This is a genomic window from Enterobacter sp. SST3, assembly GCF_000286655.1.
Taxonomy (GTDB): Bacteria; Pseudomonadota; Gammaproteobacteria; order Enterobacterales; family Enterobacteriaceae; genus Enterobacter; species Enterobacter roggenkampii.
In genome coordinates this window covers 221,427-243,419 of record NZ_ALNS01000026.1, presented here as the reverse complement: position 1 = coordinate 243,419, position 21,993 = coordinate 221,427, and the positions used below count along the sequence as shown (strand labels likewise).

The following is a 21,993-nucleotide window of genomic DNA, read 5'->3' as shown; positions in this document are numbered from 1 at the left end:
GGACAGCTCCGCGTGCGGATGCTGTTTTCTCCGGTCAACGCGTCCGATCTTATCCCCATCACCGGCGCCTATCGCCACAGAACACCCTTACCGGCGGTCGCGGGGTATGAAGGTGTCGGGGTTGTCACCGGGGCGCCCGCCTCGTTTAAGCATCTGGTGGGTAAGCGCGTCCTGCCGCTGCGCGGTCAGGGCACCTGGCAGCGCTATGTGGACTGCCCGGCAGAGTATGCGATACCCGTTCCGGACGCTGTCGACTCGCGCCTGGCCGCGCGGGCCTACATCAACCCGCTGGCGGCGCAGATGATGCTGACCCGCTACCCGCCGCGCGGAAAGCAGGTCTTGCTCACGGCTGCGGGATCCGATTGCGCCATCCTGCTGGGGCAGTGGGCGCGTCAGGCGGGGGCGGAAGCGGTGTACGGCATTCACCGTTCCGCCGTGCATGCTGAACGGCTGGAGGCGATGGGGATCACGCCTGTCGCGCAGCATGACGCGCACAGAATCGGCGCCGTCGCCGCACGCAGCGATATCGTCTACGATGCCACCGGCGGGCCGCTTGCGGAAGCGATCCTCAGCGTGATGCCCGAGCCGGGCATGTTTGTTTGCTACGGGCTGCTGTCCGGGCAAGCCTTCACACAGCGGCGGCCTGCGCCGCGCGTGGCGTGGTTCCATATCCGAAACGGTCTGGATGCGCTCAGCGTTGAGGCGTGGCGCGCAGAGTTCGAGCGCATCTGGCTGAGGTTGCCCGGCAGTGAGTACAGCGACGTTACGGTGTACCCGCTGGCGGAGTGGCGAAGGGCGCTAAGCGCTTATCGTGAAGGTGGAAGGACCCGCAAGCCCCTCCTGTCGATGGCGGAATGACGGCTATTTATGACTCATATCGCTCAGCAGCACGGCGATACTTTGCCCGCCCGCCGTCTGCTCCAGACCAATCTTGACGATGATGGTGAGTGGAACGGAGAGCAGCATCCCGACGGGCCCGAGCAGCCAGCCCCAGAATATCAGGGACAAAAAGACCACCAGCGTGGACAGCCCCAGGCCCCGGCCCATCATGCGCGGTTCCAGTATGTTACCGAACACCAGATTGATGACCAGGTATCCGGCCAGCAGGATCAGCGCGTCATAAAGCCCGCTGAAAACCAGCACCTGAAGGATAGGGGGGATCGCCGCCAGCACGGAGCCGATGTTGGGAATGTAGTTAAGCGCAAACGCCAGTAACCCCCAGACGAACGCGAAGCGGACGTCCAGCGCCAGAAGCATCACCCAGACGACAAGGCCCGTCACCAGGCTAATGGCGGTTTTCAGCACCAGATAGCGGGAGACGCTGTCCAGCGCGCGTTGAATCGCCCCCATTCCTTCAACCGGACGGACCATGATCTGCTGCAGCTTTGCCGGCAGCTGGGGCACCTCCAGCAGCATGAACACCACCGTTAAGAACAGCAGGAAAATGGAGGTCATGGCGTTGGAAAGCTGCGTCAGCAGGCTGGTGACGATCGTCATCGCCGCATTGGGGTCGATATATTTCAGGAGTTCCTCAACCGAGACTTCGATCCCCGCGCGCTGCAGCCAGGGCTCCAGCTGCAGCAGGGGGATCGCCAGCGAAGAGCGATATTTCGGCAGCGTTCGCGCCAGTTCATTGAGCGAGGTGCCCAGATAAGCGACCAGCAGCACCATCGCCACAATAATGATGCTGATAAGCAGCGTGATGGCCAGCACGCGCGGGACGCGCAGCCGCGTCATGCGCTGCACCAGCGGGTTGAGGATCACCGCAATAAACAGGGCCAGAATAAAGGGCACAATAATGTCGGCGGCAAAGCGCACGCCTGTCAATATGATCACCAGCATGCCCAGCATGATGACAATTTTTAACCCGTTCAGGGTAATGATGGGTTTAGCCATGGTGACTCCGCAATTTTCGTTATTTTTATAATAAAGGCGAAAGGCGTTGCAATAAACTAACCAAAATCAAACGGGGTGGGTAAAGAATTGCAAAGACTTTGAGTAAAATCCTGGCTTATGGTACAAATTCGGTGTGTTTAACTACCGAGGACAATTTTCATCCGCAAAGACGAGAAGCAACAACGCGGATAATTGTAATTTTATGGACAATATGTTCAGGACGTACTCTTCAAACAATACTGCTGTATACTCCACCTCTTTCTGCCTGCTTTCTGGTGAGCAACACTGGCGCACCGCACTCTAGTCATTTCTTCTGCCTGAGCTGGCGCTAAGCGCTTAGCTGACTGATTTCAATTCGTATTTTTGGGTTTGCTGCACGCAGCGGGCCACGATGGATTATATTCTCAAGCAGGAGAAAAACATGTTTTACTGGATTTTATTAGCACTGGCTATTATTGCTGAAATTACCGGCACGCTGTCGATGAAGTGGGCAAGCGTCAGCGATGGCAATACCGGTTTTATTTTGATGCTGGTGATGATTTCGCTTTCTTATATTTTCCTCTCATTTGCGGTGAAAAAAATTGCGCTGGGCGTCGCGTATGCCCTGTGGGAAGGGATCGGTATTTTGTTGATTACGCTGTTCAGCGTGCTGATATTTGACGAAACATTAACAACAATGAAGGTCGCCGGATTAACGACGCTGGTCGCGGGTATTGTGCTGATTAAATCAGGTACCCGTAAGCCGTCTAAAGTGCAGAAGGAGCAGAACCATGCAACAGTTTGAGTGGGTTCATGCGGCCTGGCTGGGGTTTGCCATCGTGCTGGAAATTCTGGCGAACGTTCTGCTGAAATTCTCCGATGGTTTTCGCCGTAAGCTCTACGGCCTGATGTCGATTGCCGCGGTTCTGGGCGCGTTCAGCGCGCTGTCCCAGGCGGTAAAAGGGATTGACCTGTCGGTGGCCTATGCGCTGTGGGGCGGTTTTGGTATCGCCGCCACGCTGGCCGCAGGCTGGGTGCTCTTCGGTCAGCGTTTAAATAACAAGGGCTGGATGGGACTCATCTTGCTGCTTGCCGGTATGATTATGATAAAACTCGCCTGACGCTCATAAAGCCATCCTTTACAGGCAGCGAAATTCGCTGCCTGTATTACGCTTAGAAAAGCAAAACCCTGAAGAGGATGGCGGATGTATCGCACATTAAGCTGGCGCAATATTCCCACCGCGAGAACGTTGTTTGCCATGGTCTTTATGGCGGGCATCGGCTTAATCATCTCCGTCGTCGCACTCCTCTATCTTTCCCTGCATCTTATCAGCACCAAAACCAATGAAATTGATGAACACCGCGCGGCGCTTTCCGTGCAGGGGGCCATCCAGACATCGGTCAACCGCGTCTCCTCGCTGGTGCTGGATAACGCCGTCTGGGACGATGCGGTGCGGGAGGCCTACCGTCCCACGCTCGATACCAACTGGTTGTATAACACCTGGGGCGCCGGCTTTAAAATCAACAACCTCTATGATGGCACCTTCGTGCTTGATGAGCATTTCAACGTCATCTGGGGATCGTTTCAAAGTCAGCCATTTCAGGAGACGAATCTCGATTTTTTCGGCAAGGGGCTGAAGGCGCTTATTGCTCAGCACGCGCGCGCCTTATCAGGCGATAAAAATATCTATGCCGGGATCAGCAAAACGCGAAGCGGCGTCGCCTTTGTGGGTATTGGGCTGATTCGCCCGATGGTCGGAAGATTACAGGTTACCGACGGAACGCGCCGCTATCTGGTAATCACCCGTCATCTGAACGCCAGAATTTTATCCGACCTGGGGTCGACCTTTCAGATCGATAACCTGCACTTTACGCCGGATAAAATTAACGAGCTGAGTATGCCGCTGCGCAGCTCGGCAGGGGAGCTGCTGGGCTATCTTAACTGGCAGGCACGGCTTCCGGGAGCGCAGGCCGCCCGGGCGGCATCCTCTGATATCACCCAGATTGTCGTGCTGGCATCGGCCCTGATCCTGCTCTTTATTCTGGTGAGCAGCGTGGGGCTGTACAAGCTTGTGCGAGGAGAAAGCCAGGCACGTCTGGTGGCCAGAACGGACTGGCTAAGCCATCTGCCGAACCGGCGAGCGCTCATCGAGGCGCTGGATCGGGTGAGCTTACGCGGAGATATCGACGTCAAAAGCGTGGTGTTTATCGATCTGGATGGCTTTAAGGACGTGAATGACATCTACGGCCACAGCGTGGGTGACGATCTCATCGTGGCGATTGCGAAAACGCTGAGTGAACGCGTGCCGCCGGGGGGAATGCTGGCGCGTATGGGCGGGGATGAGTTTGCCATGACAATCGGCGGTGATAAGGCAGAGTCACAGGCCACCGCTTTTGCCGTGTCGGTGCTGGATTCTCTCTCCGCCCCGATTCAGCTGGGGGAACGCACCATCCATATCGGGGCCAGCATCGGGATCGCCAGCGGAACCCTGATTGAATGCACCAGTTCCGAGCTGTTTCGTCGCGCCGATATTGCCATGTACCATGCCAAAATGAGCGGGAAAGGGCGTATCACCCACTACGACGCCGAGCTGAACAGCGCCCGTGAGCGCAAGCTGGCGATTGAAAATCAGATCCGTAACGGTCTGGAGCGCGATGAGTTTGAGGTCTGGTATCAGCCGATTATTGACGCCCGCAGCCAGAAAATGAGCAGCGTCGAAGCGTTAGTCCGCTGGCCGCGTCGCCCGGAAGGGCCGCTGGGCCCGGATACCTTCATCGCCATCGCGGAGACCAGCGGTCTGATTTACAAACTGGGCCAGTTTGTGTTGCAGCGCGCATGTCAGGATCTCCAGCCGTACGGTGACTTAACGCTTTCCGTTAATATTTCTCCCGCACAATTCCGCGATCCCGCCTTCGAAGACAAAGTGGCCAGCGTGCTGGAGACCACCCATTTCCCTGCCAACCGACTGCAGCTGGAGGTCACGGAGTCCTATGTGCTGGAAAACCCGGAGCGTGCCCGCATGGCGATAGCCAATCTTAAAGCGCTGGGCACCGCGGTGGCGCTGGACGACTTTGGCACCGGCTATTCCAGCATTGGCTATTTGCGGCGTTTTAACTTCGACACCATCAAGATTGATAAATCGCTGGCCGGGCTGGTGGACCACGATGAACAGGCGGCCGCGCTGGTGAGCGGCACGGTGCGGATCGCCAACGCGCTGGGGATGGCGGTGGTCGCCGAAGGGGTCGAAACCGAAAGACAAATGAAACTGCTGCGGCTGGCTGGCTGCGATCAACTGCAGGGTTTCTGGTTCAGCCAGCCGATGCCGATTGAGTCAATCAGGGCATTACATCAGGTCAGACGATGCTGATTTACTGCTGCGCCAGCGCTTCCAGCTTGTCGCGAAAGCCGGTCACGGACAAGGCCCGGTTATCGGCCCGCCAGCGATCTTTCGCCGCCGGTGCAGAGCTCTGCACGCCAATCAACTGCCAGCCGTTATCTGTTTTCAGCATCAGCGGTGAACCACTGTCGCCCGGCAACGTATCACACTGGTGCGAGAGTACGCTGGTTTGCGCCCAGCCCGTCACAATACAGTCGGTGTGGGTGTAAAGGGTATCCAGATGGTCGACAGGATAGCCGGACTGCGTCACCTTCCGGTCGGCGGCTTTCAGCGCGGCGGTGAGTGCGTCTTTATCGCCGTCAAATAATGGCAGCGGCGTAATGCCGGAAGGGGGGTAGCGTAAAACGATCAGGCCAAAGTCCCATGAGGCGGCCGCCGGTGGCACGATCCAGCCGTCACCATCCGGTTTCAGCCGTTTGCCGAGAGACGGATCGACCCGGCCTTCAATGCCGTGGATTTCATAGCGCCAGGTCCCTTTTTGCGACACAAACCGCAAGGCCACCGCTTTATCCGGCTTGCCGTTTGGTGGCGTTAACAGACAGTGACCTGCCGTCAGGGCAAGCTGAGGGGTGATCAAGGTCGCAGTACATAAGTTACCGCTGGCGGTTTCCAGTTGACCTATAGCATCCCAGGGCGCCTGGGTGGGATCGGCGACGCGCGTACGGTCGTCATGATTGAAAAAAAGCGTCTTTAGCTCTTTCGCGCTAATGGTGTCATCACCGCCATCATCCGCATGTGAGAATCCAGAAAAAAGACCAAACGTTCCCAGTAACAACACAACAGATTTACGCATATCTCACTCTGGTGGGGGTAATTATGATTATTAAAAGTGAACCCTATGAAAATACTATAGACGGGACAGCGCTAAAGTGGGAGTAAAATCAGCGTGCTACATTCAGGAAAGATAAAAATGGCTGGCGATGAGCGCGCATAAAATAAGCAGGATCAGAATCAGCTCAAACCGATAGCGCCGCAGCATACGCCCTCCGGATAAAAAAAACGGCGCGGAACCTGTTCCGGTTCAGCGCCGGTTTACCAACGTGCCCCGAAGGGCACGGTTTAGCTTGTACTCTTACGCAGCTGGCTGTGCAGCTGGTTTAGCAGCTTCGTGTTTTACTGCTTTTTTGTGATGCTTTTTAGCAGCCTGGGCTTTCTGCTCTACAGCCGGTTTGGTCGCTTTTTTGTGGTGCTTTTTAGCAGCCTGGGCTTTCTGCTCTGCAGCTGGTTTGGTCGCTTTTTTGTGGTGCTTTTTAGCGGCCTGGGCTTTTTGCTCTGCAGCCGGTTTAGCGGCTTTATGATGTTTCTTGTGATGGACAGTTTTTGCTGGCGCCGCGGTGGTCGTTGCAGCAGGTGCCGCAGCAGCCGGTGCAGCAGTGGTTTCAGCAGCGAACGCAGCAGAAGACAGACCCATAGCAGCGGCAACAACCAGAGCTAATACTTTTTTCATGTTCATACCCTCGAATTTGGTTTTTCATTTAACCCCACTGCGGGGCCGTTGAAATAACTATATCCCTGTAAATTCGGGGTTTCCGTGAGTGATTGGTATCGGCGTGTAACGGAATGTACAGAGGGGAGAAAAGTGTACGAACAGACCAAACGCCGCTGCTCGTACAGGTCTCTGTTATCTTTTCAGTGTGGCCAGAATAGCCGCCGGAGACTGACTGCCTATAATCGACCGTGATTCAGGCTCAATAACCACCATTACCGGGGTGACGCTAATGCCCAAACGTTCTGCCAGTGCAGATTGCCGCGCGATCAGATCGGAGCACGCTGTCGTGGTGTCGTTATTCGGTAAAAATCCCGCCATCGCTTGTTGCAGGCTTTTGACCTTATCGGCTGAACACCAGACGCGCCCCATATCTTCAATTACCGAGTCGCGAATGGCGCTGGGCGCAACGGTCAGAAACGACATCGTCAAACCGGCATCCGTATATTGCTTAACGTTTTTCACTACATTGCTGCAGTAAATGCACTGATTATCAATAAACACCAGCAGCTTATATTTTTCAGCGGGAGCCTGAAACGTGATGGGCTGGAGGTCTGCAAGAGAGCGGGTAATATCGTTGAACGCGTCTTGCGGGGTATTATCCGTGGCTGCGAAAGTACTTAAACTGGTCGCACACAGAATCGCTAACACCGTTTTCATTATGCCTTTCATCATTGATCCCTTTATTTTTTTAATCCTGGCCTGATAGCAGTCTAATTGTGTCGGAAGGACACGCATTCATACACCCGGCGCAATCATGGCAATATGTGCTAAATCATATTCTTATTGAAAAGGGTGAGAAGAGTGCCGGAGCAGGCTCCGGCAGAGGGATTAAAGATAACGGGAGGTCAGATGCTCGCGGAAGTAACGGATATTCAGATCTTCACCCGTCGCCTGGGTGATTAACTGCGACGTGCTGAAGCGACTGCCGTGCTGCCAGATGTTCTGACGCAGCCACTCAAAGAGTGCGGAAAAATCGCCCTCAGCGATGGAGGCCTGCAGACCCGGAAGCGCCGTTTTCGCGGCGTGGAACAGCTGTGCGGCATACATGGCCCCCAGCGTATAGGATGGGAAGTAGCCAAAACCGCCGTCGGTCCAGTGGATATCCTGCATGCAGCCGTTGCGGTAGTTGTCTTTGGTGGATAACCCGAGCCAGGCCTGCATTTTCTCGTCCCACAGGGCAGGGATATCGTCCACTTCGATCTCGCCGTTGATCAGCGCGCGCTCAATCTCATAGCGCAGCACCACGTGTGCCGGGTAGCTCACTTCGTCCGCATCGACGCGGATATAGCCCGGCTTCACGCGCTGGTTCCAGGCAATAAAGTTCTCTTCGCTGAACGCCGCCTGGCTGCCAAAGCGGGCGTGCACCTCAGGGAGAAGATGCTTGAGGAAGGCTTCACTGCGTCCCAGCTGCATCTCAAAGAACAGGCTCTGGGATTCGTGGATCGCGGTTGAGCGGGCGAGGGCAATCGGCTGTCCTGCCCATGCGCGCGGCAGGTTTTGTTCGTAGCGCGCGTGTCCGGTTTCGTGGATTACGCCAAACAGCGCGCTGAGCAGTTCATCCTCGTCGTAGCGCGTGGTGATGCGCACGTCTTCCGGCACGCCGCCGCAGAACGGGTGCGCACTCACGTCGAGGCGACCGCCGTTAAAATCGAAGCCGAGCATTTTCATGGCTTCCAGGCCCAGTTCGCGCTGTGTTGCGGTCGGGAACGGGCCCTGAGGAGGAACAAACGAACGTTGCGCCTGCTTTTCCACGACGTTTGCCAGCAGGTCCGGCAGCCAGGATTTCATATCGCCGAACAGAACGTCCAGACGGGCGCTGGTCATGTCGGGCTCAAAAATATCCAGCAGCGCGTCGTACGGCGTACAGCCTTTGGCTTCCGCCCGCAGGCGCGCCTCTTCACGGCTGAGTTTGACCACCTCTTTCAGGTTGGCGGAAAAGCCCTGCCAGTCGTTGGCGGGACGCTGCGTGCGCCAGGCGTGCTCGCACCTGCTGCCCGCCAGGGATTTGGCTTCCACCAGCGATTCCGGCAGCAGGGTCGCCTGCTGGTAGTGGCGCGTCATTTCGCGCAGGTTGGCCTGTTCGACGTCATTCAGATCTTCTCCAGCTGCCGCCGCTAACAGGTCGCCGACTTTTTTATCGGTCAGGATCTGGTGCTGCAGGACGCTCATCTCCGCCAGCGCCTCGCCGCGTGCGGCGCTGCCGCCGGGCGGCATCATGGTAAACATGTCCCAGCTGGCGATGGAGGTAAGGTGCGAGAAGCGGGAGAGACGCTGGAAGGTTTTCACAAGTGACTGATAGGCTGATGTTTTTTGCAATTCTTATTTCCTCATGCCGGGGATGTGTTTCAGGGAGCATACAATGAAACAGACCCAATTCCCCAACATTTCCCACGCGGAGGAAATCTGTGCCGATCTCCTCCGTTGAAACCGTCCCCGGCATTCCGGGAGACGGTTTTCGGTGGGCACTCAGGACTTATCGCGCATAACCTGTTGCAGGATCGCCAGCGCCTGGTTGAACTGGGCGTCCGGAATGGTCAGCGGATAAAGGAAGCGGATCACGTTGCCGTACTGGCCGCAGATCAATAACAGCAGGCCCTGGGCGAGCGCCTTTTGCTGGATCGCCTGCGCGATGGCGGCCGACGGTTCACGGCTCTCGGGGTCAAAAAACTCCGCCGCAATCATCGATCCTCTTCCCCTTATCGCCACGAGCGCAGGGAAGGTGCCCTGAATCTCCTCCAGCGTGGCTTTCAGCCGATCGCCCAGCTGACGGGCACGCGCGCACAGCGACTCGTTGTCGATAATCTTCAGCACCGCGTGCGCGGCGGCCACCGCAAGCGGGTTGCCTGCATAGGTGCCCCCCAGGCCGCCGGGAGCCGGCGCGTCCATGATTTCGGCGCGGCCCACCACGCCGGACAGCGGCATTCCGCCTGCCAGGCTTTTAGCCATCGTCATCAGGTCGGGTTTGTCCGCGTAGTGTTCCATCGCAAACAGCTTACCCGTTCGGGCGAAGCCGCTCTGCACTTCGTCGGCAATCATCACGATCCCGTGTTCATCACAGATACGGCGGATGGCGGCCACCAGTTCTGGCGGGGCGACGTTGAATCCGCCTTCACCCTGAATGGGTTCAAAAATAATCGCCGCCACCTGTTTCGCCTCAATATCTGCTTTGAACAGGCGATCTATCGCCGTGATGGCATCCTGCGTCGTGATGCCGTGCAGCTCGGAGGGATACGGCACGTGATAAACCGAGCCCGGGAAGGGGCCAAAACCCAGCTTGTAAGGCGCGACCTTGCCGGTTAAGGCCATGGTCATATAGGTTCGGCCGTGAAAGCCTCCCCCGAAGGCAATCACGCCCGGTCTGCCGGTGTGGGCCCGGGCGATTTTAATGGCATTTTCCACCGCTTCCGCGCCCGTTGTGAAGAACGCCGTTTTGGCCGGGCTCTGCACCGGAGCCAGCTCGTTAAGTTTTTCGGCCAATGAAACGTAGCTTTCATACGGCACAATCTGGTAGGCCGTGTGGGTAAACTGGTGAAGCTGTTTTTCCACTGCGGCCACCAGTTCAGGATGACGATGGCCGGTATTCAGTACCGCGATCCCGGCGGCGAAATCAATATAATCGTTGCCTTCCACGTCGGTAAGCGTGGCATTCTCCGCCGAGCGGGCAAAGAAATTACACATTACGCCAACGCCGCGCGGGGTGGCAGAAAGTCTGCGCTGATGAAATTCCTGGTTACTCATGTCAGATACCCTTTTGTCGAAACGATCATACGCCAAGACGATCGCGCAGGCTGTAGTACGCCGCGCCCATCGCCGTAAATGGAATCCGCAGGCTGCGGCCGCCCGGGAAGGGGTAGTGCGGGAGGTTGGCAAACGCATCAAAGCGCTCAGCGTCACCGCGCAACAGTTCCGAGATCAGCCGTCCGGCCAGGTGGGTGCAGGTCACGCCGTGGCCGCTGTAGCCCTGCATGTAATAGATGTTTTTGTCCAGACGACCAAACTGCGGCATACGGGACAGGGTCAGCAGGAAGTTGCCCGTCCAGCGGTAGTCGATTTTGACGCCTGCCAGCTGAGGGAAAGTTTTCAGCAGCTTTGGCATCACCAGGCGCTCGACATCGTCCGGATCGCGCGCGCCATACACGACGCCACCGCCGTACAGCAGGCGGTTGTCGGCGGTGAGACGGTAGTAATCCAGCAGGTAGTTACAATCTTCCACGCAGTAGTTATTGGGGATCAGCGAGCGGGCGACCTCTTCCGGCAGCGGGGCGGTGGTCACCACCTGGGTGCCGCAGGGCATGCTGCGTTTTGCCAGCTCCGGTTCGATCTTATCGCCCAGATAGGCATTCCCGGCGACGATCACGTAGCGGGCCGTCACCTGACCATGCTGCGTGCTCACCACGGCCGGGCTGGTGTGCTGAATGGCAGTCACCGGGGACTGTTCATACACCCGCCCGCCGTTCAGGCGAATGGCGTCCGCTTCGCCGATCGCCAGGTTCAGCGGATGAATATGCCCCCCGCTGCGGTCCAGCAGCGCGCCGGTATAGCGTTCGCTGTCGACTTCCCGGCGGATGGCGCTGGCGTCCAGCAACTCCAGCTGCGTGTTGCCGTAGCGTTCCCAGTTGGCTTTTTGCTCCTCCAGCGTCTCCAGCTGCTTATGGTTTAGCGCCACAAACAGCCCGCCGGGACGATAGTCGCACTGGATCTGATAGCGCTGGATACGCTCCCGGATGATCTCCCCGCCTTCAAACATCATGCTCCCGAGCATTCTGGCGGCATCGGGCCCGTAGTTTTTCTCGATCACGTCGATGTCGCGGCTGTAGGAGTTAACCAGCTGGCCGCCGTTGCGTCCGCTGGCGCCAAAACCGATTCGCGCGCCTTCAAGGAGCACCACGTCATAGCCCATTTCGGCGAGATGCAGCGCGGAGGAGAGGCCGGTATAGCCGCCGCCCACCACGCACACGTCACAGCTGATCGACTCGTTAAGCGTTGGGAAGGGTTCGTAAGCGTTCGCGCTGGCCGCGTAGTAGCTGGTGGTATGTTCGGTCATGATTGAGGCTCCAGGGCAATCCAGATGGTTTTCAGTTCGGTAAATTTTTCCAGCGCGTGCAGGGACTTATCGCGACCGTTGCCGCTCTGCTTATAGCCGCCAAAGGGAACGGTCATATCACCGTCGTTATAGTTATTGACGAAGACCGAGCCGGCTTTCAGGCGGCGGCTCATGCGGTGCGCGCGAGAGAGATCGCGGGTCCATACCGCCGCGCCAAGCCCATATTTACTGTCGTTGGCCAGCGTTAAGGCTTCCTCTTCGGTTTTAAAACGGGTGACGACCAGCACCGGCCCGAAAATCTCTTCCCGGCACAGCGGGGAGGCAGGGTCGATGTCGACGAAAATGGTTGGACCGACTGCGGAAGGCCATGATTGTTCCCGCCCGTCCAGCAGCAGCGTACCTTTCCGGGTTCCCTCGCGAATAAAGGTGTGAACGGTATCGGCGTGTGCAGCGTCGATGAGCGTGCCCATCGAGCTGTCAGGGTCGAGCGGATCGCCCGGCTGCCAGTGGCGGGCCTGCGCCTTCAGCCTTGCCAGGAAGTCATCGGCGATGCTGTCTTCGAGCAGCAGGCGGGTGCCGGCGATACAGACTTGCCCCTGGTTATAAAAAATCCCGGCGGCGGTCGCGCTCACGGCCTTGTCCAGGTCCGGACAGTCGGCAAAGATAATGTTGGCGCTCTTGCCGCCCGCCTCCAGCCAGACGCGCTTCATGTTGCTTTCTCCCGCGTCCTTCAGCAGCTGCTTGCCGGTACGGGTAGAGCCGGTAAACGTCAGCACCTCAACCTCCGGATGCAATGCCAGCGCCTGGCCCGCTTCGTGGCCGTAACCGCTTATCACGTTCAGCACGCCGTCAGGCAGGCCCGCCTCTTTCGCCAGTCCGGCCAGCCGCAGGGCGGTGAGCGGTGATTTCTCCGATGGTTTCAATACCACGCTGTTGCCCGCGATCAGAGCCGGGCCCAGCTTCCAGCAGGCCAGCAGCAGCGGGAAGTTCCAGGGGACGATGGCCGCGACAACCCCGATTGGCTCGCGCACGATCATCGCCAGCTCGCCCGGACCCGTAGGCGCCACTTCGCCGTAGACTTTATCCGCCGCTTCGGCGTACCAGCGAATGGCGCGCGCCGCGCCGGGAATATCGTCGCGCAGGCTGTGGCGAATGGGTTTACCGGTGTCCAGCGTTTCCAGTAAGGCCAGCTCTTCGCTATGGCGTTCCATTAAATCGGCGAGCGTATTGAGCACGGCCTTGCGCTGCGCCGGAGACGCCTGCGACCAGTCACCGCGCTCAAATACCGCACGCGCGGCCTGAACCGCGCGGTCCACGTCCGCCTGCTTGCCCCGTGCGACGTTCGCCAGCGTCTGCTGGGTCGCGGGATTGACGGTGTCAAACGTGGCATTATCGGCGGCGTCACAATAGGCACCGTTAATAAATAACCGGGTCTCAATGGCGCTGTTTTTTGCTTTATCCTGCCAGTAAGTCAGGTGCTGAAAATGCATATTCACTCCTTTCTTTCGCAATCAGATAAATAAAGGCATGGCCGTTTCAGGCAATACGAAGCCGTGGGGCATCCCGGGAATTAACCCGTTAAATGCCGACAGCGATCGTTTTTATATTTCCCGGCGTAAGCGCGCTTACGCCGGGACTGAGTGGTAATTAGAACGTGGTGGGAGTGTGGGCACTGATAATGCGGCAGATGCCTGCCGAGGTGTTGCTGAAGCTGTGCGGTATGCCGGTATTGATGGCATAGCTCTGCCCCGCAACCAGGTGATATTGCTGGCCATTAATGGTCAACAATATTTCACCTTCCAGTATCGTACCGATCTCCTCACCCTGGTGTTTGATCCTCTCTCCGGTCGTGGTTCCAGGCTGGTAAGTTTCAAAAATCATCGCCAGCGTACGGTTCGGATTTCCGTTATGAACCAGCTTCATCGAAACCCCCTGACTGCCTATTTCGATAAGGTCTTCCTGATTAATAACCACCTGCGGTTCATCAGGTTTTTCCGGTTCCGAAAAGAATTCCGAGAGCGACAGCCCATAAACTTTCAGCAGCTTTTGCAGCGTACTGATAGCAGGACTGACTTTGTCCTGCTCAATGGTGCTGATGGCACTGTGTGTTAACCCAGACAGTTCGGCGGCACGCCGCTGCGAGAGACCCAGCTGCTGGCGGATCTCAGACAGACGTTTCCCTGGCGCCAGTCCGTCATCGCTCATAGTTGCATTTCCTTTACGGTAGTGGTCAAAGCCGTTGCTTCTCGGCAATGTGGCTTTGACAGGCGGTGATAAAACCTTCAAACAACATACGGGACAGGGCGTACTCGCTGCTGTTCCATTCGGGGTGCCATTGCACGCCGAGGGCAAAAGGGTGGTCATGAACGCTGACCGCCTCGACCAGCCCATCCGTCGAGCGGGCCTCCACGCGAAGCCGTGGTCCTAACGTCCGTGCACCTTGCCCGTGTAACGAGTTTACCCAAAATGTGTTACAGCCTGGTATTAATTGAGACAGCAGTCCTCCCTCCTGAACCTGAACTTCATGAGACGGGGCGTATTGTAGCTCAACCGGCAGTTCAGGATCTTCCCGGTGCTCAAGCAGGTCGTTCTGCTCGAACAGGCGGCGATACAGCGTCCCTCCCGTTGCAACAACCAGTTCCTGCAGCCCCCGGCAGATGGCGAAAATGGGGATGCGCCTTTCGAGCGCGGCGGCAATCAGCGCCATACTCAGAAGATCTCGCCCGGGATCGGCGTCAGGCTCATCGCCGTTTTCACCATAAAGGTGCGGCTGCACGTTACTTGGGCTGCCCGGCAGGTAAATCCCGTCCAGGGAGGGCAGCAGAGCGGTGAGCAGCTCTGGCTCTGCCAGCGCATGCGGTAAGGCAATCGGTAAACCCCCCGCGTTAATAATGGCATTCAGGTACTTTTCTTGCAGGGTCTGGGTCTCATGACCCTTAAGCCTGTTTCTACACATCACCACGCCAATAACTGGCTTGTTCATTATATTTTCCATGATCGCCCTCACAAAGTGGACTAAATTTAGGCCATTTTCGCCTGATAAACGGCCTTTTCGTTCAATATTTTCTCAATTTAGCAACGCGATCTGCCTTTTGCAAACTTAATTTAACATTTGACAAACAATTTATTTGCATACAGATTCGATAGGGTGGACATTATATTTGACAGTCCAGAGCAGCGAACGCAAATCCCAAAAACGGTGGTAAATCATGGAAACCAATATCGTAGAAGTTGAGAACTTTGTGCAGCACACGGATGAGAGGCGGGGCAGCGCCTTTACGCAGGAAGTGAAGCGCTATTTAGAAAAGTATCCTGACACCCAGTTTATTGATGTCCTCCTGACCGACCTGAACGGCTGTTTTCGCGGCAAACGCATCCCGGTTGCCGGACTGAGCAAGCTTGAAAAAGGCTGCTATTTCCCGGCATCGGTTTTTGCCATGGACATTCTGGGTAACGTCGTGGAAGAGGCGGGCCTGGGGCAGGAGCTCGGCGAGCCGGACTGCATCTGCGTGCCGGTGCCGGGCACCCTGACGCCTTCCGCCGCCGACCCGGAATACATTGGTCAGGTGCAGCTCACCATGGTCGATGAAGATGGCGCTCCCTTTGACGTTGAGCCGCGGAACGTACTCAACCGACTCTGGCAGCAGCTGCGCCAGCGCGGCCTGTTCCCCGTGGTAGCGGTAGAGCTGGAGTTCTATTTACTTGACCGTAAACGCGATGCCGACGGCTATCTGCAGCCACCCTGCGCGCCGGGGACCGACGTGCGTAACACGCAGAGTCAGGTCTACTCGGTTGATAATCTTAACCATTTTGCTGACGTGCTGAACGATATTGACGAACTGGCGCAGCTGCAGCTGATCCCCGCCGACGGGGCAGTGGCTGAGGCCTCCCCGGGCCAGTTTGAGATAAACCTGCACCATACGGAAAACGTGCTCGACGCCTGCGATGATGCGCTGGCGCTTAAACGTCTCGTCAGGCAGATGGCGGAAAAACATAAGATGCACGCCACGTTTATGGCAAAGCCGTATGAAGAACATGCGGGCAGCGGGATGCATATCCACATCAGCATGCAAAACAACCGAGGCGAAAACGTGCTCGCAGACGCCAACGGAGAGGATTCCGCGCTGCTGAAACGCGCGCTGGCCGGGATGATCGACCTGATGCCTGCGTCCATGGCGCTGCTGGCACCGAACGTCAACTCCTACCGCCGTTTCCAGCCGGGGATGTACGTGCCGACGCAGGCGTCATGGGGACACAATAATCGCACCGTTGCCCTGCGTATCCCCTGCGGCGATCGCCATAACCATCGGGTCGAGTACCGGGTGGCGGGCGCTGACGCGAACCCGTATCTGGTGATGGCGGCGATTTTTGCCGGCATTCTACACGGGCTGGATAACGATTTACCCCTGCAGGAAGAAGTGGAAGGCAATGGTCTGGAGCAGGACGGGCTGCCGTTCCCGATTCGTCAGAGCGATGCGCTGTGGGAATTTATGCAAAACGATAGCCTTCGCGAGCGGCTGGGCGAACGTTTCTGCCACGTCTATCACGCCTGCAAAAATGATGAATTACTGCAGTTTGAACGCCTGATTACCGAAACGGAAATTGAGTGGATGCTGAAAAACGCCTGATGACGTGCCCCGGTAAGGGGCCGCTTTATTTCATCTGACACGTATCACCAAACGGCCTGCGCGGAGCCTGGCCTAACTGTTCGCTGGCACGCCAGCTTTCTCCCGGGAGTCGCGTTATGGAGCGCAGGCGGCACAGGGATTTTCTTAACGACACTGTGTGACGAGGTAGGAAATGATGCAGATGTTCAACTATCCGCAGGGCGAAGGGGGCCAGTCAGGCGCCTGCTGTAAGTGCGAGCGAGAGACGCTGCGCTGGTACGATCGCGTGTGTTCTTTACAACTTCCCCCTTTGCTAAGCAGGTTTGCGTTAAGGACAGCGCGATTGCAAACCACGGTAAGCATGGGGGGGACGGTTTATGGCGACTAACACCTCTCTTGACTCGCCGCGCATGGCAGGAAGAACCCGGCTGCGCAGTTCCCTCAAGCTCTGGCAGGTGGTCATGATGGGGCTGGCTTATCTCACCCCGATGACCGTGTTTGATACCTTCGGTATTGTGTCCGGTATCAGCAATGGCCACGTGCCCGCCTCGTATCTCCTGGCGCTGGCTGGCGTCATGTTTACCGCCATCAGCTACGGCAAACTGGTACGACAGTTCCCGGAAGCGGGCTCCGCGTACACCTACACGCAGAAATCGATCGGCCCCCATTTAGGTTTTATGGTCGGCTGGTCATCGCTGCTGGATTATCTCTTCCTGCCGATGATCAACGTGCTGCTGGCGAAGATCTACCTTTCCGCGCTGTTCCCTGAAGTCCCGCCGTGGGTCTGGGTGGTGGGGTTTGTGACGATCCTGACGCTGGCGAACCTGAAGAGTGTGAATCTGGTCGCCAACTTTAACACCCTGTTTGTGCTGGTGCAGATCGCCATCATGGTGGTGTTTGTCATACTGGTGGTGCACGGTCTGCATAAGGGAGAGGGCGTCGGCACCGTCTGGTCGCTCCAGCCGTTTATCAGCGAGAACGCACACCTGATCCCGATTATTACCGGCGCGACTATCGTCTGCTTCTCTTTCCTCGGCTTTGACGCGGTCACCACGCTGTCGGAAGAGACGCCAAACGCGGCGCGGGTGATCCCCAAAGCCATCTTCCTCACCGCTTTGTATGGCGGGCTGATATTTATTGTTGCCTCGTTTTTCATGCAGCTCTTTTTCCCGACGATCGCGCGCTTCAAAAACCCGGACGCTGCGCTGCCGGAAATCGCGCTGTACGTGGGCGGCAAGCTCTTCCAGTCGGTGTTTCTGTGTACCACGTTTGTGAATACGCTCGCTTCAGGCCTGGCCTCGCACGCCAGCGTCTCTCGCTTACTGTATGTGATGGGGCGTGACAACGTGTTTCCGGAGCGGGTGTTTGGCTACGTGCATCCGAAATGGCGTACGCCAGCCCTGAACGTCATTATGGTTGGGATAGTGGCGCTGTCGGCCCTGTACTTTGATCTCGTGACCGCGACGGCGCTGATCAACTTTGGCGCGCTGGTGGCGTTTACGTTTGTTAATCTCTCGGTGTACAACCATTTCTGGCGGCGCAAGGGGCTGAACAAAACGTGGAAAGATCGGTTCCACTATCTTCTGCTGCCGCTCATTGGTGCCGTCACGGTCGGCGTGCTGTGGATAAACCTCGAAGCGACGTCCCTGACGCTTGGCCTCATCTGGGCGGCACTGGGGATCCTTTACCTGACATGGCTCACGCGCCGTTTCCGAAAACCGCCTCCGCAGTTTGAAGCCGGTAAAATAGAGCAGGCCTGGGATTCCTGAACGTGAAACGGCACCAGTACGCTGGTGCCGTTTTTCGGGAAACGGACGTCCGCCCGCGAGCATATTATCTCAGACGTTTATGCAGGCTTCCCCCCACGAGCAACGCCGCGCACAGCATCAGCGCAATAAACCCGCCCACGCCGTTCCAGCCGTAGTGATGCCAGAACACGCCGCCGAGCGTCCCGGCGATGCTGGACCCCAGGTAATAGCTAAACAGATACAGCGAGGATGCCTGGCCCTTGGCGCGACGCGCGCGTGGGCCAATCCAGCTGCTGGCGACCGAGTGGGCGGCGAAGAAACCCGCGGAGAAGAGCAGCATGCCGGCAAAAATCAGCCACAGGGAGGAGAAGAGCGTCAGCAGCAGGCCGACCAGCATCACCGATGTGAAGAACAGCATGACCGGGCCGCGGCCATAGCGGGCGGTCATTGCCCCGGCCTTCGGTGAACTCCACGTTCCGGTCAAATACGCAACCGAGAGTAAACCGACAAGAGCCTGGCTCAGATGCCACGGCGAGAGCATCAGGCGATAGCCAATATAGTTAAACAGCGTGACGAACGAGCCCATCAGCAGGAAGCCGGTCAGGAACAGGCGCGGCAGCCCCTTGTCGCGCCAGTGCAGGCGGAAGTTGATAAACAGCGTTTTCGGGCGCAGCGATGTCGGGCGGAAATGACGCGATTCCGGCAGAATTTTCCAGAACATCAGGGCAGAAGCCAGCGCGAAACAGCCGATGACCGCCAGCGCAATACGCCAGCTAAAGAAGTCCGTGAATACCCCGCTCAGCAGACGCCCGCTCATCCCGCCAATCGAGTTCCCGCTGATGTATAGCCCCATAGAGAAGGCAACAAAGCTCGGGTGGATCTCCTCGCTGAGGTAGGTCATCCCGACCGCCGCCACGCCGCTGAGCGAGAGCCCGATCAGCGCACGCATCACCAGGATGCCGTGCCAGCTGGTCATCATGGTCGAGAGTAGCGTACAAACCGAGGCCAGCATCAGCGCGGTTACCATCACCTGTTTACGGCCGATGGCGTCGGACAGCGGCCCGGTAAAGAGCAGGCCAACCGCCAGCATACCGGTTGAAATAGAGAGGGATACGCTGCTGCTGGCGGGTGAAACGCCAAACTCATGGGAGAGCACGGGCAGGATCGGCTGAACGCAATAGAGCAGGGCGAAGGTCGCCAGACCGGCGGAGAAGAGCGCCAGCGTGACGCGCATAAATTGGGGGGTACCACGTTTAATGAACTGAACCGGCTGCGATGTTGCAGGTAAATCATCGATATCGCTCGCCGGATCGATATCAATGGCAGTTGTACGACTCACACAGTTTCCTTGCTTAAACATCCCCGTGATTTCTGGTGACGGGTATGACCACCTGATAAGGGTAGGAAAATGTAAATATTCTGTCTAATATATTAATAATCTCAAATGATACTTTAGAAATATGAATATCGAGCTGCGTCATCTCCGCTACTTTGTCGCCGTCGCCGAAGAGCTGCATTTTGGCCGCGCGGCGGCGCGGCTGAACATCTCTCAGCCTCCCTTAAGCCAGCAGATTCAGATTCTGGAGCAGCAGGTCGGGGCGCGCCTTCTGGCCCGCACCAACCGCAGCGTGAGCCTGACGGCGGCGGGTAAGCAGTTTCTCATCGATAGCCGACAAATTCTGAGCATGGTCGAGGACGCCACCGCCCGGGCAGAACGGCTCTATCTCGGGGAGGCCGGAGAGTTGCGCATCGGGTTTACCTCGTCCGCACCGTTTATCAGCGCCGTCTCGGAAACCCTGTCGTCATTCCGTCGCCATTTCCCGGATGTTCATATTCAAACGCGCGAGATCAACACCCGCGAGCAGATCGCGCCGCTCAATGAAGGTTCGCTGGATCTGGGGCTGATGCGTAATACCCAGCTGCCGGACTCGCTGGCGTGGGAGGTGATCCTGCGCGAGCCGCTGATGGCCATGATCCCGCACGATCACCCGCTGGCGTCGCGTCCGGCGGTTTCGCTGGCAGAGCTGGCAAACGAGCCGTTTGTCTTTTTTGACCCGCAGGTCGGAACGGGTCTGTATGACGATATCCTGGGGCTGATGCGCCGCTACGATCTTGCCCCGGTCATCACCCAGGAAGTCGGGGAAGCGATGACCATTATCGGCCTGGTCGCCGCCGGGCTGGGGGTGTCTATTCTTCCGGCCTCCTTTAAACGGGTACAACTGCGCGAAATGCGCTGGGTGACCATCGCCGAAGAGGATGCCGTTTCAGAGATGTGGCTGGTCTGGGCAAAACATCGCGAACAGAGCCATGCCGCGCAGCGCTTCAAACAGCAGTTGATGAACGTCTCCGCCGGGCGGCATTTTCAGGGAAAAGTGGGCAAAAATGTGCAGTAAATCACATGGCTAAGTAAATATTTGACGGCAGCCCTGCAAGTGCTTCACCATAGCCAACAGTTTATTTCGAAGCTCGAAAATAAGGGAGTACGAGGTGGTCGCTGATAGTCAGCCAGGGCATATTGATCAGATTAAGCAGACCAACGCTGGCGCGGTGTATCGCCTGATTGATCAGCTTGGTCCGGTTTCGCGTATCGATCTTTCGCGCCTGGCACAGCTGGCACCCGCCAGTATTACCAAGATTGTCCGCGAGATGCTGGAAGCGCACCTGGTTCAGGAGACGGAAATTCAGGAGCCGGGCAGCCGTGGCCGTCCGGCAGTCGGGCTGGTGGTGGAGACGGAAGCCTGGCACTACCTGTCGCTGCGCATCAGCCGGGGGGAGATCTTCCTTGCGCTGCGCGATCTCAGCAGCAAGCTGGTGGTGGAAGACCGTCTTGATCTGCCGCTCAACGCTGAGGAACCGCTCCTCGACGCGATTGTTTCGCATATCGATCGCTTCTTTATTCGTCACCAGCAGAAGCTTGAACGCTTAACGGCGATTGCCATCACCATGCCGGGGATTATTGATACCGAAAATGGCATTGTTCACCGCATGCCGTTTTACGACGATGTTAAAGAGATGCCGCTGGGGGAAGTGCTGAAAAACCATACCGGCGTGCCGGTCTATATTCAGCATGACATCAGCGCCTGGACCATGGCGGAGGCGCTGTTCGGCGCGTCACGCGGGGCGAGGGATGTGATTCAGGTGGTTATCGATCATAACGTCGGGGCAGGCGTCATTACCGACGGACGTCTTCTCCACGCCGGAAGCAGCAGTCTGGTGGAAATTGGCCATACCCAGGTCGACCCATACGGCAAGCGCTGCTACTGCGGGAACCACGGCTGTCTGGAGACCATTGCCAGCGTGGAAAGCGTGCTGGAGCTAGCGCAGGTCAGGCTCAGTCAGTCCATGAGCTCCTCGCTGCACGGACAACCCCTCACGGTGGATTCTCTCTGCGCCGCGGCGCGTCAGGGCGATCTGCTGGCGAAGGACATCATTACCGGGGTGGGGAATAACGTTGGCCGCATTCTGGCGATTATGGTGAACCTCTTCAACCCGCAAAAAATCCTTATTGGCTCACCGCTGAGCCAGGCGGCGGAGATCCTCTTCCCGGCGATTACGGCCTGTATTCAGCAGCAGTCGCTTCCCGCCTACAGCCGGAACATTGCGGTAGAAAGTACCCAGTTTTCCAATCAGGGCACGATGGCCGGCGCCGCGCTGGTCAAAGATGCCATGTATAACGGCTCGCTGTTGATCCGCCTGTTACAGGGTTAACTCTTTTTTGCAGATGTAAGAAAAATTGCGCTATCTCAAGCCGGGTAGCGCACGCATCCCGTAGACTTCCTCCACTGAATTATTTACCTGGTTTATATTTTCGAAGCATACCCAAGAGGTGGAG

The 21,993-nt window shown here is 57.4% G+C and carries 19 protein-coding genes; 8 read left to right on the top strand and 11 right to left on the bottom strand.

Translation table 11 applies throughout. The annotated features are described in order from the left end of the window. A partial coding sequence (locus B498_RS05565; protein ID WP_008502465.1) for a zinc-dependent alcohol dehydrogenase family protein occupies window positions 1–858 on the top strand: 858 nt, incomplete at its 5' end. A 3-nt stretch (window positions 859–861) separates the two neighbouring features. On the opposite strand, the gene B498_RS05570 is transcribed toward B498_RS05565, so the two are convergent. Further along, window positions 862–1,896: an AI-2E family transporter gene (locus B498_RS05570; RefSeq protein WP_008502464.1), complete on the bottom strand. Its 1,035-nt coding sequence runs from the start codon at window positions 1,894–1,896 to the stop codon at window positions 862–864. A 421-nt stretch (window positions 1,897–2,317) separates the two neighbouring features. On the opposite strand from B498_RS05570, the gene mdtJ reads away from it, so the two are divergent. The 3 genes from mdtJ to B498_RS05585 all read left to right on the top strand — a co-directional run bounded on the left by mdtJ (window position 2,318) and on the right by B498_RS05585 (window position 5,243). Further along, the gene (mdtJ, locus tag B498_RS05575; RefSeq protein ID WP_008502463.1) at window positions 2,318–2,680 is read left to right on the top strand and encodes a multidrug/spermidine efflux SMR transporter subunit MdtJ; all 363 of its coding nucleotides are present in this window, start codon (window positions 2,318–2,320) and stop codon (window positions 2,678–2,680) included. Beyond that, complete coding sequence (gene mdtI, locus B498_RS05580; protein WP_008502462.1) at window positions 2,667–2,996, top strand: multidrug/spermidine efflux SMR transporter subunit MdtI; 330 nt, start codon at window positions 2,667–2,669, stop codon at window positions 2,994–2,996. Before mdtJ ends, mdtI begins: the two co-directional genes overlap by 14 nt. An 84-nt stretch (window positions 2,997–3,080) precedes the next feature. Beyond that, window positions 3,081–5,243 carry a bifunctional diguanylate cyclase/phosphodiesterase gene (locus B498_RS05585; protein ID WP_008502461.1) on the top strand — a complete coding sequence of 721 codons (2,163 nt, stop codon included), beginning with the start codon at window positions 3,081–3,083 and terminating at the stop codon, window positions 5,241–5,243. 1 nt (window position 5,244) lies between these two features. Here B498_RS05585 and B498_RS05590 read toward each other — a convergent pair whose 3' ends face one another. The 9 genes from B498_RS05590 to puuD form a co-directional block, all read right to left on the bottom strand. Then, window positions 5,245–6,066, bottom strand: a complete 822-nt coding sequence (locus B498_RS05590) for a trypsin-like serine peptidase (protein WP_008502460.1) — start codon at window positions 6,064–6,066, stop codon at window positions 5,245–5,247. Window positions 6,067–6,345: 279 nt separating this feature from the next. Further along, window positions 6,346–6,720 (bottom strand): acid resistance repetitive basic protein Asr, encoded by a 375-nt coding sequence (gene asr, locus B498_RS0121590; RefSeq protein ID WP_021241183.1) that lies wholly within the window; start codon window positions 6,718–6,720, stop codon window positions 6,346–6,348. Between the two features lie 174 nt (window positions 6,721–6,894). Further along, window positions 6,895–7,434 (bottom strand): thioredoxin fold domain-containing protein, encoded by a 540-nt coding sequence (locus B498_RS05595; RefSeq protein ID WP_008502459.1) that lies wholly within the window; start codon window positions 7,432–7,434, stop codon window positions 6,895–6,897. Window positions 7,435–7,590: 156 nt separating this feature from the next. Continuing rightward, complete coding sequence (locus tag B498_RS05600; RefSeq protein WP_008502458.1) at window positions 7,591–9,078, bottom strand: carboxypeptidase M32; 1,488 nt, start codon at window positions 9,076–9,078, stop codon at window positions 7,591–7,593. A 150-nt stretch (window positions 9,079–9,228) separates the two neighbouring features. Beyond that, on the bottom strand, window positions 9,229–10,500 hold the full coding sequence (puuE, locus tag B498_RS05605) for a 4-aminobutyrate transaminase (RefSeq protein WP_008502457.1): 1,272 nt from the start codon (window positions 10,498–10,500) through the stop codon (window positions 9,229–9,231). A 25-nt stretch (window positions 10,501–10,525) separates the two neighbouring features. Beyond that, on the bottom strand, window positions 10,526–11,806 hold the full coding sequence (locus B498_RS05610; protein ID WP_008502456.1) for an NAD(P)/FAD-dependent oxidoreductase: 1,281 nt from the start codon (window positions 11,804–11,806) through the stop codon (window positions 10,526–10,528). Then, window positions 11,803–13,296, bottom strand: a complete 1,494-nt coding sequence (gene puuC, locus B498_RS05615) for an aldehyde dehydrogenase PuuC (protein WP_008502455.1) — start codon at window positions 13,294–13,296, stop codon at window positions 11,803–11,805. The genes B498_RS05610 and puuC overlap by 4 nt, the downstream gene beginning before the upstream one ends. A 157-nt stretch (window positions 13,297–13,453) precedes the next feature. Beyond that, window positions 13,454–14,011 (bottom strand): HTH-type transcriptional regulator PuuR, encoded by a 558-nt coding sequence (puuR, locus tag B498_RS05620; protein WP_008502454.1) that lies wholly within the window; start codon window positions 14,009–14,011, stop codon window positions 13,454–13,456. A gap of 25 nt (window positions 14,012–14,036) precedes the next feature. Continuing rightward, a complete protein-coding gene (gene puuD, locus B498_RS05625; RefSeq protein WP_008502453.1) occupies window positions 14,037–14,801 on the bottom strand; it encodes a gamma-glutamyl-gamma-aminobutyrate hydrolase in 765 nt (254 codons plus the stop codon). 214 nt (window positions 14,802–15,015) lie between these two features. Here puuD and B498_RS05630 point away from each other — a divergent pair, with 214 nt between their 5' ends. Further along, window positions 15,016–16,434 (top strand): glutamine synthetase family protein, encoded by a 1,419-nt coding sequence (locus B498_RS05630; RefSeq protein WP_008502452.1) that lies wholly within the window; start codon window positions 15,016–15,018, stop codon window positions 16,432–16,434. Window positions 16,435–16,790: 356 nt separating this feature from the next. Then, window positions 16,791–18,182 carry an APC family permease gene (locus tag B498_RS05640; protein ID WP_008502450.1) on the top strand — a complete coding sequence of 464 codons (1,392 nt, stop codon included), beginning with the start codon at window positions 16,791–16,793 and terminating at the stop codon, window positions 18,180–18,182. 64 nt (window positions 18,183–18,246) lie between these two features. Here B498_RS05640 and B498_RS05645 read toward each other — a convergent pair whose 3' ends face one another. Beyond that, window positions 18,247–19,500 carry an MFS transporter gene (locus tag B498_RS05645; RefSeq protein WP_008502449.1) on the bottom strand — a complete coding sequence of 418 codons (1,254 nt, stop codon included), beginning with the start codon at window positions 19,498–19,500 and terminating at the stop codon, window positions 18,247–18,249. 121 nt (window positions 19,501–19,621) lie between these two features. On the opposite strand from B498_RS05645, the gene B498_RS05650 reads away from it, so the two are divergent. Both B498_RS05650 and mlc read left to right on the top strand, forming a co-directional pair. After that, entirely contained in the window at window positions 19,622–20,554 is a 933-nt protein-coding gene (locus B498_RS05650; protein WP_008502448.1) for a LysR family transcriptional regulator, read from the top strand. 94 nt (window positions 20,555–20,648) lie between these two features. Continuing rightward, window positions 20,649–21,869, top strand: coding sequence for a sugar metabolism global transcriptional regulator Mlc (gene mlc, locus B498_RS05655; protein ID WP_008502447.1), 1,221 nt, complete (start codon window positions 20,649–20,651; stop codon window positions 21,867–21,869). Window positions 21,870–21,993 lie beyond the last annotated feature (124 nt).

Coding starts and splice junctions, on each gene's coding strand:
- puuR (WP_008502454.1), bottom strand. CDS start 14,011: ATGAGCGATGACGGACTGGCGCCAGGGAAACGTCTGTCTGAGATCCGC.
- asr (WP_021241183.1), bottom strand. CDS start 6,720: ATGAAAAAAGTATTAGCTCTGGTTGTTGCCGCTGCTATGGGTCTGTCT.
- puuE (WP_008502457.1), bottom strand. CDS start 10,500: ATGAGTAACCAGGAATTTCATCAGCGCAGACTTTCTGCCACCCCGCGC.
- B498_RS05650 (WP_008502448.1), top strand. CDS start 19,622: ATGAATATCGAGCTGCGTCATCTCCGCTACTTTGTCGCCGTCGCCGAA.
- B498_RS05585 (WP_008502461.1), top strand. CDS start 3,081: ATGTATCGCACATTAAGCTGGCGCAATATTCCCACCGCGAGAACGTTG.
- B498_RS05590 (WP_008502460.1), bottom strand. CDS start 6,066: ATGCGTAAATCTGTTGTGTTGTTACTGGGAACGTTTGGTCTTTTTTCT.
- B498_RS05610 (WP_008502456.1), bottom strand. CDS start 11,806: ATGACCGAACATACCACCAGCTACTACGCGGCCAGCGCGAACGCTTAC.
- B498_RS05640 (WP_008502450.1), top strand. CDS start 16,791: ATGGCGACTAACACCTCTCTTGACTCGCCGCGCATGGCAGGAAGAACC.
- mdtI (WP_008502462.1), top strand. CDS start 2,667: ATGCAACAGTTTGAGTGGGTTCATGCGGCCTGGCTGGGGTTTGCCATC.
- puuC (WP_008502455.1), bottom strand. CDS start 13,296: ATGCATTTTCAGCACCTGACTTACTGGCAGGATAAAGCAAAAAACAGC.
- B498_RS05570 (WP_008502464.1), bottom strand. CDS start 1,896: ATGGCTAAACCCATCATTACCCTGAACGGGTTAAAAATTGTCATCATG.
- B498_RS05630 (WP_008502452.1), top strand. CDS start 15,016: ATGGAAACCAATATCGTAGAAGTTGAGAACTTTGTGCAGCACACGGAT.
- mdtJ (WP_008502463.1), top strand. CDS start 2,318: ATGTTTTACTGGATTTTATTAGCACTGGCTATTATTGCTGAAATTACC.
- B498_RS05595 (WP_008502459.1), bottom strand. CDS start 7,434: ATGATGAAAGGCATAATGAAAACGGTGTTAGCGATTCTGTGTGCGACC.
- puuD (WP_008502453.1), bottom strand. CDS start 14,801: ATGGAAAATATAATGAACAAGCCAGTTATTGGCGTGGTGATGTGTAGA.